Origin of the sequence: Bradyrhizobium sp. 191, from assembly GCF_023100985.1 — a bacterium.
Lineage (GTDB): Bacteria > Pseudomonadota > Alphaproteobacteria > Rhizobiales > Xanthobacteraceae > Bradyrhizobium > Bradyrhizobium diversitatis.
Map to the genome: position 1 here is coordinate 4,088,662 of NZ_CP064692.1, position 12,439 is coordinate 4,101,100.

The 12,439-nt window shown below is 64.4% G+C and carries 10 protein-coding genes; 2 read left to right on the forward strand and 8 right to left on the reverse strand.

What is annotated here, in order from left to right; translation table 11 throughout:
• The first annotated feature begins 452 nt into the window (after positions 1-452).
• Positions 453-1,994 carry a murein L,D-transpeptidase family protein gene (locus IVB23_RS19035; protein ID WP_247804675.1) on the forward strand — a complete coding sequence of 514 codons (1,542 nt, stop codon included), beginning with the start codon at positions 453-455 and terminating at the stop codon, positions 1,992-1,994.
• Positions 1,995-2,109: 115 nt separating this feature from the next.
• On the opposite strand, the gene IVB23_RS19040 is transcribed toward IVB23_RS19035, so the two are convergent.
• The 7 genes from IVB23_RS19040 to IVB23_RS19070 all read right to left on the reverse strand — a co-directional run bounded on the left by IVB23_RS19040 (position 2,110) and on the right by IVB23_RS19070 (position 9,809).
• Entirely contained in the window at positions 2,110-2,805 is a 696-nt protein-coding gene (locus IVB23_RS19040) for an ABC transporter ATP-binding protein (RefSeq protein WP_247804676.1), read from the reverse strand.
• The gene (locus tag IVB23_RS19045; protein ID WP_247804678.1) at positions 2,798-3,532 is read right to left on the reverse strand and encodes an ABC transporter ATP-binding protein; all 735 of its coding nucleotides are present in this window, start codon (positions 3,530-3,532) and stop codon (positions 2,798-2,800) included. Before IVB23_RS19045 ends, IVB23_RS19040 begins: the two co-directional genes overlap by 8 nt.
• Positions 3,519-4,598, reverse strand: a complete 1,080-nt coding sequence (locus tag IVB23_RS19050) for a branched-chain amino acid ABC transporter permease (RefSeq protein WP_247804679.1) — start codon at positions 4,596-4,598, stop codon at positions 3,519-3,521. Before IVB23_RS19050 ends, IVB23_RS19045 begins: the two co-directional genes overlap by 14 nt.
• 128 nt (positions 4,599-4,726) lie before the next feature.
• Complete coding sequence (locus IVB23_RS19055) at positions 4,727-5,944, reverse strand: substrate-binding protein (protein ID WP_247804681.1); 1,218 nt, start codon at positions 5,942-5,944, stop codon at positions 4,727-4,729.
• A gap of 4 nt (positions 5,945-5,948) precedes the next feature.
• Positions 5,949-6,806 carry a branched-chain amino acid ABC transporter permease gene (locus IVB23_RS19060; RefSeq protein ID WP_247804683.1) on the reverse strand — a complete coding sequence of 286 codons (858 nt, stop codon included), beginning with the start codon at positions 6,804-6,806 and terminating at the stop codon, positions 5,949-5,951.
• A 138-nt stretch (positions 6,807-6,944) separates the two neighbouring features.
• Positions 6,945-8,459 (reverse strand): amidase, encoded by a 1,515-nt coding sequence (locus IVB23_RS19065; protein ID WP_061882644.1) that lies wholly within the window; start codon positions 8,457-8,459, stop codon positions 6,945-6,947.
• A gap of 165 nt (positions 8,460-8,624) precedes the next feature.
• On the reverse strand, positions 8,625-9,809 hold the full coding sequence (locus IVB23_RS19070; protein ID WP_197968589.1) for a substrate-binding domain-containing protein: 1,185 nt from the start codon (positions 9,807-9,809) through the stop codon (positions 8,625-8,627).
• Between the two features lie 179 nt (positions 9,810-9,988).
• Between IVB23_RS19070 and IVB23_RS19075 the strand changes: the two genes are divergently transcribed.
• Positions 9,989-10,432 carry a MarR family transcriptional regulator gene (locus tag IVB23_RS19075; RefSeq protein ID WP_061882645.1) on the forward strand — a complete coding sequence of 148 codons (444 nt, stop codon included), beginning with the start codon at positions 9,989-9,991 and terminating at the stop codon, positions 10,430-10,432.
• Between the two features lie 398 nt (positions 10,433-10,830).
• Here the strand turns inward: IVB23_RS19075 and ltrA are convergent, their stop codons facing one another.
• Positions 10,831-12,207, reverse strand: coding sequence for a group II intron reverse transcriptase/maturase (gene ltrA / locus IVB23_RS19080; RefSeq protein ID WP_247799886.1), 1,377 nt, complete (start codon positions 12,205-12,207; stop codon positions 10,831-10,833).
• Between the last annotated feature and the right edge of the window lie 232 nt (positions 12,208-12,439).

A 12,439-nucleotide genomic window follows, 5' to 3' on the forward strand; every position in this document is an offset into this window, starting at 1 on the left:
AGGGTTGGGGAGAGGGTGTCTCCTCTCGCGACATTCCCAATGCGGCGCGAGCCCCCTCCCGGCCTCCCCCGCAAGCGGGGGAGGTGAAGAGCGAGACGGTAACCCCGCATTAACCCTTTTTTTGCCCAAATCGGCGATCTCAGTGGCGGTGTGGCCGCGCGGTCCAAGTTCCGGCCCAGTTTAAGTCTCTGTTGACCACAGCTTTGGGCCAACGCCCTCGTGATCCCCGCTCGGGTTGCGACCACATGACCCAGAGGTTAGAATTTTAATCAATGGCTTCAGGGCACAAGCGCTGGGGCGTGAGCTGAAAAAGCCCGTCATGACGGGTCCGGTTCGCCGGTCGGATCATGCTCCAGAAGAATTGGGGTTCGCGCTTCAAAGCCCGGCACGGTGTGGGGTCCATCTTGATTTCTCGTTCGTTTGCTCGCGCGCTCTTGGCTTCGGTTGCGCTGATGACGGCCGGCGTCCTGCTGTCTGGCTGCAACAGCGACCAGATCTCGCTCGCGACCAACGCCAAGGCCAACCAGCCGGTGCCGCCGAAGCTGATCGCTGCGATGGCCGAGAAGGACATGGACCTGCAATCGCCGATCCTGGTCCGCCTGTTCAAGCAGGAGGCCGAGCTCGAGGTCTGGAAGCAGACCCGGTCAGGCAAGTTCGCGCTGCTCAAGACCTATCCGATCTGCCGCTGGTCCGGCGACCTCGGCCCCAAGGTGCGCGAAGGCGACCGCCAGGCGCCGGAGGGATTCTACTCGATCAACCCGAGCCAGATGAATCCGCAATCGGCCTATTACCTGTCCTTCAACACGGGCTATCCGAACGCGTTCGACAAGGCTTTGGGGCGCACCGGCTCGCAGCTGATGGTGCATGGCGATTGCTCATCGCGCGGTTGCTACGCGATGACGGACGAGCAGATCGCGGAGATCTATTCGCTCGGGCGCGAATCCTTCTTCGGCGGCCAGAAGGCGTTCCAGCTGCAGGCCTATCCGTTCAAGATGACGCCGGTGAACATGGCGAGGCACCGGAACAATCCGAACATGCCGTTCTGGAAGATGATCAAGGAAGGCTATGATCATTTCGAGGTGACGCGGCAGGAGCCGAAGGTCGATTTCTGCGAGAAGAAATACGTGTTCGACGCAGCGAAGCCGGCGGACGCCAAGCGCGATCCGGTGTTCGACGCCTCGGCGAAATGCCCGGCCTATGTGATCCCCGAGGAGATCGCCGAGGCCGTGCGCGGGAAGCAGGCCAGGGACGAAACGGAATATGCCAGGCTCGTCGCCAAGGGCACGCCGGTGGCGCGCATGAACACCGGCATCGACGGCGGCATGAACAAGGTGTTCGCCGCCAAGATTCCGGAAGGCTCGACCGGCCTCTCTGAGGGCGCCGAAGGCACCACGCTGCAGATGCTGGCGATGGCGAAGGCGCCGGGCACGATCCCCGGCCACGTCAATCCGCCCAAGCCGAATCTCGACGCGGTCGCGTCCGCGCCTGCGCCGCAGGAAGAGCCGGTCACGGCCGTCAGCGCGCCCGCAACCACGCGCGTCGCCGCAGTTGCGCCGGCGGAGAAGCCCCAGGCTGAGAAATCGCAAGCCGAGAAAACACAAGGCGGCGGCTTCTTCTCGAACCTCGGCCGCAAGATGGGCCTCGGCACCGCCGATACCACGGCGACCACGCCTCCGCCGCAGGCCACGGCGTCGGTGGCGCCGGCCCAGACCTCCGTGACGCCGCCCACGGCAGCATCGAGGCTCAAGGCCGCAGTGACCCGCTTCGTGCCGGGGCATGACAAGTCCAAGGACACGGCCAAGGATGCGCCGAAGCCTTCTGCCGTCGCTGCCAAGCCCGCCGAACCGGCGAAGCCGGACACGCGCCTTGCCGCGACGCGTCCGGCGCTGAAGCCCTCGCTCTCGGATGGCGCGGGCGAAGCGACGCAGATCATGGGCGCCGCACCAGTGGTGCAGTCGAATTCGTTCGACAGCCGCTTTGGGGCGGTGAAGTAGGGGCGGCGTTCTCCACCCTATCCCAGCCTGACACTGTCATTCCCTGCGAAGGCGAGAATGGCAGTTAATCGCAGGTGACGGTGTCGCGCCTCATCCACAGGCGAGCAGCGTGATCCTACGGCGCCAGATACCGCACCAGCTCCGGATTGTCCCTGACCTCGCCCGCCTCGCCTTGCAGTGCGACCCTGCCACGGTCGAGGACGTAGGCGTAGTCGGCTACGCGTAGCGCCAGGTCGAGATGCTGCTCGACGATGATGACGGCGATCTCCTTCGCAAGCTCGATCAGGCGTTCGGTAATCTCCTCGATCACCCCGATCCAGACGCCCTCGGTCGGCTCGTCCAGCAGCAGCAGCTTCGGATCGCCCAGCATGGCGCGGCCGATCGCGAGCATCTTGCGCTCGCCGCCGGAGAGGGTGCCGGCGGGCTGGTCGAGGCGCTGGCCGAGTTTTGGGAAGATGGTCAGCACGTGATCGACCGCGTCGGCCTTCTTGCTCGCGAGCGAGCCGACCGCGAGATTGTCGCGCACCGACAGGCGCGCGAACACCGAATGCTCCTGCGGCACGTAGCCGATGCCGGCGCGGACGCGCTCCTGGGTGGCGCGGCGGCTGATGTCGCGGCCGTCGAAGCCGATCTCGCCCCTCCACGCCGGCAGCTCGCCGACGATGGTCTTCATCAGCGTGGTCTTGCCGGCGCCGTTGCGGCCGAGCACGGCGACGCCGCCGCGCCAGGGAATGCCGAGGCTGACGTCGAACAGGACCTGGCTGCGGCCATAGCCGGCGTCGAGATTCTTGATGTCCAAAAATTCAGGCACGGCGCAGATAGATCTCCTGGACGGCCTTGTTGGCCTGGATCTCGGACACCGTGCCCGACGCCAGCACCTTGCCCTGGTCGAGCACGGTGAGGCGGTCGCAGATGTCACGGATGAAATCGAGGTCGTGCTCGACGATGACGAGCGAGCAATGCTGCTTGATCGGCTGCAGCAATTCGCCGGTGACGCGGCGCTCCTCCAGGCTCATGCCGCCGGTGGGCTCGTCGAGCAGCAGCAGCTTCGGCTTGCCGGCGAGCGCCATCGCAATCTCCAGCCATTGCTGCTGGCCGTGCGACAGCGCCGCGGCCGCATCGAAGGCGCGCTCGGCGAGGCGGAACTGCGTCAGCATGGTCATGACCTGGTCGTGCAGGAGACCGCGCGTGCGCGAGAACACGAGGTCGAGCAGCGAGCACTGCGCCTGCAGCGCGAGCAGGATGTTGTCGTAGAGCGTCAGCGTCGGCAGCACGCTGGTGATCTGGAATTTCAGGCTCATGCCGGCCCGCGCCCGCTCGGTCGGCGTGAACGCGGTGATGTCGGTGTTGACGAAGCTCACCTTGCCCTCCGTCGGCACCTCGGCGCCGGCGATGCACTTCATCAGCGTGCTCTTGCCGGAGCCGTTCGGGCCGATCAGGCCGTGGAATTCGTTCTCGCCGACGGTGAGCGCTGCGCCGTCGAGCGCCGTGAGCTTGCCGAAGACCTTCTTGATGTCGGCGGCCTCAAGGAGCGGCATTGCGCTTCTCCTTTGGTTTCGCACCGAAGCTGCCGACCCGCTCGCGCTCGCCGAGCACGAAGCTGATCAGGCCGAGCGGCCGGAACAGGATCACGAGCAGCAGCAGGAGGCCCAGGATGATCGGCCAGACGTCGCGGTAATTGTCCGACAGCCAGAAGCTGACGCCCTCGACGATGACGGTGCCGATGACGGCGCCGATCAGCGTCCCCGAGCCGCCGAACAGCACGTAGAGCACGACCTGGGTCGAGACCACGACGCCGACCATGTTGGGCCAGACGAAGCCCTCGTGGAAGGCGTAGAGGCTGCCGGCCAGGCCCGCAATGGCGCCGCCGATGGTGAAGATGATGGCTTTCAGGTGCTGCGCCTTGTAGCCGAAGAAGGCGATGCGCTGCTCGTTTTCGCGCAGGCCCGCAAGCGCCAGGCCGAACTGCGAACGCACCAGGAAGCGGCAGAGCAGGTAGACCGCGACGAGGATGCCGAGCACGAGATAGTAGAAGGCCGGACCTTCCGTGAACTCGTAGCCGCCGAGCGACATCGGCGCGATCGAGGGGATGCCGTTCTGGCCGCCGAGATAGTACCAGCCGCGTGCGAGGCGATCGGCGGCATAGGAGCCGGTGAGCGTGCCCAGCGACACGAAGATCACGCTCGAGGGATGCCGTCCCAGCAGCAGGAAGCCGCCGAGCAGGAGCGCGGAGGTAAGTCCGATGATGGTCCCCGCCGGCAGCACCAGGAGGATGTTGGTGATGTCGAGGTCGCGCGCGAGCAGCGCGACGCCGTAGCCGGCCGAGCCGAAGAACAAGGCCTGGCCGAAGCTCATGATGCCGGCATAGCCCCAGACCAGGTCGAACGACAGCGCGAACAGCGCCAGAATGATCACCCGCGTCGCGAACACCGTGAGATAGTCCTGCAGCACCAGCGGCGCGAGCAGCGCTGCGACCAGCACGACGCCCTCCACGATCGGCAGGATTTTTCGCCCTGACGATGTGCTCTTGGCCACCGGAACGTCCGCTTCGCTGCCAACGTTGGCGTGGACAGCCTGTTTAGCCGCACCCATGGACTTCAGCATTTCGCATTCGACATCGTGGGATCAGTCCGCCTTGTCGTGTGTCACCTCTCCCCAACGGGGAGAGGTGAAGAGAGAGCCTCTCGGCTGGTGCAGATGCAAGCCAAACTTACGATGACCCGCATTTGCCGTCAGCATTCCTTGGGATCGACGAGGCCGTTGCTGCGGGCGACGATCTCGTAGTTTCCGCCCTTGGCGACCGCGGTGTACATCTTCATCTTGCAGTGCCGCTTGCCCGGAACCATCTCGGCCGGCCCGCCCGGACCTTCCGCGATCTTGGCGTGGTCGAGCGCGGCGGCGACCGACTCGCGATCGATCTTGCCGGCTTCCTTGACGGCGGCTTCCCACAGCTTGAGGCCGCGATAGGTGCCGGTGGCGGCACTGCCGGCGGCGAACAGGAAGTTGCCGGGGAAATCCTTCTCGTACGCGGCCTGGATCTTGGCGTCGAACGGGTTCTCCTTGGTCAGCACCTTGAAATAGTCGAGGCAGCTTGCGAGGCCCTCGATCTCCGCGGCCTGGTTGATGTTGAGCGTGTTTTCGTCATAGTAGACGCAGGCGAGCCGCCCGCCGCTTTTGAGGAAGCCCGCTTCATAGAGCTGCTTGAAGAACGGGCCGACGCCCGGCGGAATGACGGTGTTGAAGACGACATCGACCTTGTTGGAGATGATGCGGTTGACGGTCGAGGAGAAGTCGACCTGGTCGAGCGGGTAATATTCCTCGAACACGACCTCGCCGCCGTTCGATTCGATCACCTTGCGGGCGTAGACGTTGAGCGTGTGCGGCCAGACATAGTTGGCGCTGGGCAGCGCGAACTTCTTGCCGCCGTTCTTGATCAGCCAGGGGATGAACTCGTCGCACTGCTGCGCCGGCGTCGGGCCGGTGCAGAACAGGTAGGGCGTGCACTCCTTGCCTTCGTAGAGCTGCGGATAGATGTAGAGCGTCTTGCCGCGGGCGACGATCGGATCCTTGATCGCATTGCGCATCGAGGAGGTGATGCCGCCGAGCACCATGTCGACCTTGTCGCGTTGGATCAGCTTTCGCACGTTGCCGACGGCGACGGATTCGTTGGACGCGGTGTCCTCGATGTAGAGCTCGAGCGGACGGCCGAGCAGGCCGCCGGCCGCGTTGATCTCCTTGATCACCATTTTCGCGACGTTGGCGTCGGCGTTGCCGGCATAGGCGATGGGGCCGGTGAGGTCGGTGGCGATGCCGACCTTGATCGGGCCCTCGGCCGCATTGGCCCAGGGCGCCGGGATCACCCAGCTGCCGACACCGGTTGCGACCGCGCCGGACGCAAAGGCGAAATTGGAGAGGAAACGACGTCGCGTGAGCTGAGTACGATCGAGCATGTGATTAAACCCCTTTTCCAGCGATGAGGCCCTGCGGGCGGAATTTGATGAAGACAATGGCGAGCACGAAGACGAGGACATCGGCGACGACGGGCGCCATCACCCAGGGCAGGGCGGCGCTGAGGGTGCCGATGACGCCGGCGCCGGCGACCGGACCGATGAAGGAGCCGACGCCGCCGACCATGACCGCGACAAAGCCCTGGATCAGGAAGCGCAGCCCGAGATCGGCGTAGAGGCTGAACACCGGCACGATCAGCGCGCCGGCAAGCCCGGCGAGCGCGGAGCCGAACGCGAAGCTGGCGCCGTACATCAAGGGCGTGGAAATGCCGGAGGCGCGCGCCAGCGAGGGGTTCTCCAGCGTGGCGCGCATGCGCAAACCGAAGCTGGTGCGCGAGAGCAGCAGGTAGCAGCCGGCCATCACCAGCAGCGTGATGACGATGATGGTGAACCGCCAGGCCGAGATGTGGACGGAGCCGATGTCGATCGAGCCGCCGATCGGCTCCGGCACGGTGAGATAGAAGCCGCCGATCAGGCCGCGCACGGATTCGCGGATGATCAGGCCGAGCGCATAGGTGCCGAGCATGGCGACGATCGGAGCGGCGTAGAAGCGGCGGATGATCAGCGCCTCCAGCACGAAGCCGAGCGCGCCGACGACGAAGGGCGCCGCGACCATGCCGGCCCAGATCGGCAGGCCCCTGGCATAGGCGAGATAAGTGATGTAGGCGCCGAGCAGGACGAACTCGCCTTGCGCGAAGTTGAAGATGCCCATCATGCTGGCGATGATCCCGAGCCCCAGCACGATCAGAACGATGATCGCCCCGAAGCTCAGGATCTCGAACGTCGCGACGAACGCATTAGCCATGCGCCGGAGCCTTTCCCGTTCCGATGAAATCGGAACGGGCCTCTAGAATCCAGATTTGACGCATTTTCCTGACGCGAACCGGGGTCCAGTTCGCGCGAAAACGCCCTGGCGTTCCGCCCACCCGCATCAACACCTCGTTCACATCTTCTTCCAGTCGCCGATCTGCTCGAAGGCATGGGCGGCGCGGTAGATGGTCGTCTCCTCGAACATGCGGCCGACCAGCATCAGGCCGGCCGGCAGGCCATCGACCATGCCGCAAGGCAGCGACATCGCGGGATGATGCGTGATGTCGAACGGCGCAGTGTTGGAGATCATCTCGAGCGCGCGGGCGACGTACTCCTCGCGGCTGGCATTGGGCTCCGGCAGCTTGGTCGCCTTCATCGGCGTGGTCGGCATCAGCAGGAGATCGTAATCCCCAAACGCCTTGTCGTAGGCCGCGGTCAGGCGGCGCGAGATGTTGAGTGCCTTGCCGTAGAAGCGTGGACCGAAATTGTTGTTGATGTAGGTGCCGAGCATCATGAACAGCTTCGTGGTCTCCGACAGCGAATCGGCCTGCCGGCGCCAGCCGCGATGGAAATCCATCAGCGAAGTCGAATAGAGGTCGCCGCGGCTGAGGCCGTAGCCGTCGCCGAACATCATGGTCTGGGTCAGGCCTTCGGTGCCGATCGGGGTCCAGATCGCGCCGCCCAGGAGGTGCATCGGGATCGACACCGTCTCGACGCTGGCCCCGAGATCCTTGAAGCGCTTTGCCGCCTCGCGCACGCTTTCATTCACCGCAGCCTCGGCGCCCGGCTGCTCGAATCCTTCCTTGACGATGCCGATCTTCATGCCCTTGACGCCCTGGCCGAGCGCCTTGGTGTATTCCTCGACCTTCGGAGCCTTGATGCGAGGATCGTAGCCGTCGTCGCCGGCGAGCACTTCGAGCAGCAGCGCATTGTCGGCGACCGTCGCGGTCATCGGGCCGGTATGGTCGACATAGATCTCGATCGGCATGATCCCGGTATAGGGCACGAGGCCCCAGGTGGGCTTCATGCCGTAGATGCCGCAGAACGAGGACGGCATGCGGATCGAGCCGCCCTGATCGCCCCCGATCGCCATGTCGACCTCGCCGAGCGCGACCACGACGCCCGAGCCCGACGACGAGCCGCCGGCCGAGTAGCCCATCTTGTGCGGATTGTGCACCGGCCCGTAGGAGCCGGTGTGGCTGCCGCCGGACAGGCAGAAATGCTCGCAATGCACCTTGCCCTTGATCTCGGCACCGGCATCAAGCATGCGCGTGACGATGGTGGCGTCGAAATCGGGCACATAGCCTTCCAGCGTCGACGACCCGTTGGTCATGGGAACGCCGGCCAGCATGATGTTGTCCTTCAGCGCAATGGTCTTGCCCTTCAGCTTGCCGCTGGCGGCACCTTTCACGGTCGACTTGCGATACCAGGCATTGCGCGGGTTCTCCTCGGCCGAGGGCCGGTAGCCGGGCGTCCGCGGGTACTTCACCTCCGGCACCTCGTCCGGCATCGCGGCAACGAGATTGTAGGCCTCGATCGAGCCCTGCATCAGGCCGCGGAACGAGGCGACGTCGTCGTCGGTCAGCGAAAGGCCGCACTGCTCGGCGACGCTGCGAAGTTGGTCGGGCGTGGGAAGGACAACTGTCACGGCGCTCTCCTTGAAGGCTTCTTGTTTCCTGGCGTTGAACGGAAGCCTTCCGCCCGCGCCTGCACGGCGCGGGCCAATCTGGCTTCGCGGCGATATTACAGACGGAAATATTTTCCTTTTCAAGTATTATTTCACGCGACGGCTGCGACGTATCGGCGGCCGCATTCAGAACGTCTTGATGATCCTGAAGTCGAGACCGTCGGCTTCAGCGAAGTACATCGGCATCTCGGCGCGGCCGTCGCGAAGAGTCACGGGACCGCGGCCGGCCGAGTAGACGGTGTTGCGCGCGGCCTTCAGCAACGGACGAAACGCCAGCGAGCCGGCGCGGTTGGCCACGGACTCCAGGAAGCGCAACCCTTCATAATTCGACTGGCCGACGGAACCGACCGGCGGCGCATTGGCGCCGAACATGGCTTCGTATTTGCTGAGGAACTCGTCGTTGGCGCGTGACGCCATGCAGTTGAAATAGCCGGAGGCGCAGAACAGATTCTCGGTATTGTCGGCGCCGATGCCGAGCAGCACGGTCTCGTCCATCGCGCCCCCGAGCCGCAACGTCGAGGTGGCAAGGCCCGCTTCGGCGAAGGCGCGGTTGAAGGTGATGCTGTCGGTGCCGATCAGGGAGATCAGCACCACGTCCGGCCTGGCGGCGCGGATGCGCGCCAGATGCGGCTCGTGATTGTCCTCGCCGACCGGAACGAACTCCTCGCCGACGACCTGGCCGCCCGCTTCCTTGATGTAGCGCTTCACCGCGCGATGCGATTGCCAGGGCCAGACGTAGTCGCTGCCGATCAGGTACCAGCGCGCCGCCTTCTTGACCTCCGCGAGCCAATGGATCGAGGGCCGGCTCTGCCAGCGCGGCGTCTCGCCGATCGCCATGACCCCCGGCGTGCGCTCGCCGCCTTCATAGACCGGGGTGTAGATATAGGGGATGCGGTCGCCGGTGACCTTGCGCAGCGCGACGCGGACGGCACTGATATGCGAGCCCATGATCAGATCGACCTCGTCGAAGGCGATCGCCTGCTCGGCGCGACGAACCACCTCGTCGATCGGGCCGCCGGAATCGTAGATCGACAGCTCCAGCTCGCGGCCCAGAATGCCGCCGCGCTTGTTGATCTCGGCGACCGCCAGCATCGCGCTGTTGGTGGAACTCGGGCCCCAGATCCCCGGCGAGCCGGTGAAGGTGAGGAAGTTGCCGATGCGCAGCTTGTTGCGGGCGCCGCGCCGCTTCATGAAATGCGCATCGACCGGGGACAGGTCGAAATCCGCCACCGATGACGACAAATTCCTGAACAGCAGGGACGGCGGCAACGCCGGTCCGCCGTGAGCCGGGAAGTTCACCGTCGCGCGCACGCCAACTCCTGTCTGGGACCAGACCTGAAAGCACATTGATCAGGCGGCCGCGGCTTCCGCCCTTTTGTTGGGCAATGATCCTATTTTGAAAATATTGAATGTTCAAGAATTGAAGTGCATATAGATGCAGCATTGATTGCAAGACATTCACTCATCTGGGTCAAGACGAAGTCTTAGCCGTGGCAAAACCGCCGAAAGAAAACTCCCCGATCACCGAACACCTCGCCTACCTGCTCGCGCAAGCCAACCGGGAAATCAACCGGCAGCTCGAACTGCGGTTGAGCAAGGAAGGCGTTCCCGTCGAGCAATGGCGCATCCTGAAAGTGCTGTCGGATGGCAACGGCCACTCGATGGGCGAGCTTGCGGATGCGGTGCTGCTCAACCATCCGACATTGACCAAGATGATTGACCGCATGGTCTCCGACACGCTGGTCTATCGCGTGCAGGACCCGAACGACCGCCGCAAGGTCCTGATGTTCATCTCCGACCGCGGCAAGGTGCTGTGCAGGAAGCTCAACTCGCTCGCGGTGGACCAGGAGGAGCACATCCTGGAAAGCTACGGCGGCAAGTCGACGAGCGAGCTCAAGCGGCTGCTGGAGAGCCTGATCGACAGCTCGAATTGATCTGCGCGTGAATTGAAACGTTAGCTTGGCGAGTTCTCAACGCTTGTCGTCCCGGACAAGCGCAGCGAAGCGGAGCGCAGATCCGCGATCCATAGCCACAGGCCGTGGTCGTTTCAAAGATTGGACCAGCAGTTGCGCTTTCTCGCGCGGTACGACCACCGCGCGCCACCGATGGATTCCGCGGTATGGGTCCTTGCGTTCCGCAGGGACGACGGCGTGGTGAGAGCTGAGCGCCACATGCTCAACCGTCATCGCCCGATTTGATCGGGCGATCCAGTATTCCAGAGACGGATGTGATTGAGCCGAGGAGCCGCGGCGATCGGGATAGGGGGGAGTCTCGCGACTCCTCCCCTCCCACACCACCGTACGTACGGGTCCGTATACGGCGGTTCGGCGGATTATGCGGTGCGCTGAGCTGCGATGGACACCAGACCGAGTGAACCGAAGAGGGCGATTGGCAAGGCCATGTTGAGCGCGGGGCTGTTCGCGAGCCGCCAAGGGCCACGTGGGCTGCTGGCGGTCTTTGCCGCCAGAACCCGGCCGACGCCGCGGCGTCGCAACTCGGCAAAGCGAGCGGGTCCGCGCTTCCATTGCTTCCAGACGACGGCGCGCAACCGCCGCCTGATCCATTCATCAAGCGCGCGCAACACCGACGGAGTTTGGCAGAAGCCGAAGTAGCCGCGCCATCCTTTGAGATAGACGGACAGCTCCTTGACGCTCTGCGCGAGGCTTCGGCCGCCCGTGCGTCGCGTCAGCTCCCGAACCTTCGCCTTGAAGCGGGCGACGGCCTGCGGCGCGATACGCCGTCGTGGCGGCTGCTCCCATGTAAAGCTAAAGCCCAGGAACTTGCGGACACTCGGTTTGGCGACCGCGCTCTTGGCCTTGTTGACCTTCAGCTTGAGACGCTTTGCAAGGAACTTCTCGATGCCGGCCATCACCCGCTCACCCGCTTTCTGACTACGCACATAGACGTTGCAGTCATCGGCGTAACGCACGAAGCGATGTCCGCGCTTCTCCAATTCCTTGTCCAACACATCCAGCATCAGGTTCGACAACAGCGGCGAGAGCGGGCCACCCTGCGGCGTCCCCTCCTCAGTCGGGCTGACCAGTCCTCCCTCCATCACACCCGCGGTCAGAAAGCCGCGGATCAACTTCAGGAGGCGCTTGTCAGCAACTCTCTTGGCCACAAGCCCCATCAGGATGTCGTGGTTGACCCGGTCGAAGAACTTTTCCAGATCGATGTCCACGACAACGGCGTGCCCGGACGCAATGTAGGTCTGCGCCCGTTCCACCGCCTGATGCGCCGAGCGGGTCGGCCGGAAGCCGAAGCTCGCCTCGGAGAACGTTCCGTCCCAATCTGCCTGCAACACCTGCATCACCGCTTGCTGGATAAAGCGGTCGAGTACCGTCGGGATGCCGAGCGGCCGCAGGCCGCCCGATGCCTTCGGTATCTCCACCCGCCGCACCGGCTGTGGCTTGTAGGTGCCATCAAGCAACTGGGCGCGGATCGTGAGCCAGTGCTCCTTCAGGTAGGCCGGCAGTTCGTCGACGGTCATTCCGTCGACGCCCGCCGTACCCTTGTTGCGCTTCACTTGCGCCAACGCTTTCTTCAGGTTCTCACGCTCGACTACTGCTTCCATCGACGGCCCTGCGACCGCCGGGCGTTCGAGACTGGCCCCCGCCGCACTTGCTTCGACCTCTTGGGCGGCGGTATTCGGGGCTTCACCCCTTGTTCCGGTGCCCAAGTTCAGCTCGACCTGAGTTTTCTGTCGCATGGCTCGCGCGAGATGACCGCTCTACTGACCACTTCCACCGTTCGGGCCTTCAGCGGCGCGCTGCCGCCCACTATGCCCTCTGCTGACTTCTGCACGGCGGTCAGATCGCCTTGCGACGACCTCAGTCCCGTTGCCGGGACACCGCACAGACCTCCCGAGGTAAGACCGACCGCCTTCGCCGCACGCCCGCCGGATTTACCACCCCGACCCTTGATGACTATGGACTTCGCGA

Excerpts from the sequence above, each read along its gene's own strand:
- ltrA (WP_247799886.1), bottom strand. The coding sequence starts at position 12,207 with ATGCGACAGAAAACTCAGGTCGAGCTGAACTTGGGCACCGGAACAAGG.
- IVB23_RS19060 (WP_247804683.1), bottom strand. The coding sequence starts at position 6,806 with ATGGCTAATGCGTTCGTCGCGACGTTCGAGATCCTGAGCTTCGGGGCG.
- IVB23_RS19055 (WP_247804681.1), bottom strand. The coding sequence starts at position 5,944 with ATGCTCGATCGTACTCAGCTCACGCGACGTCGTTTCCTCTCCAATTTC.
- IVB23_RS19035 (WP_247804675.1), top strand. The coding sequence starts at position 453 with ATGACGGCCGGCGTCCTGCTGTCTGGCTGCAACAGCGACCAGATCTCG.
- IVB23_RS19050 (WP_247804679.1), bottom strand. The coding sequence starts at position 4,598 with ATGCTGAAGTCCATGGGTGCGGCTAAACAGGCTGTCCACGCCAACGTT.
- IVB23_RS19045 (WP_247804678.1), bottom strand. The coding sequence starts at position 3,532 with ATGCCGCTCCTTGAGGCCGCCGACATCAAGAAGGTCTTCGGCAAGCTC.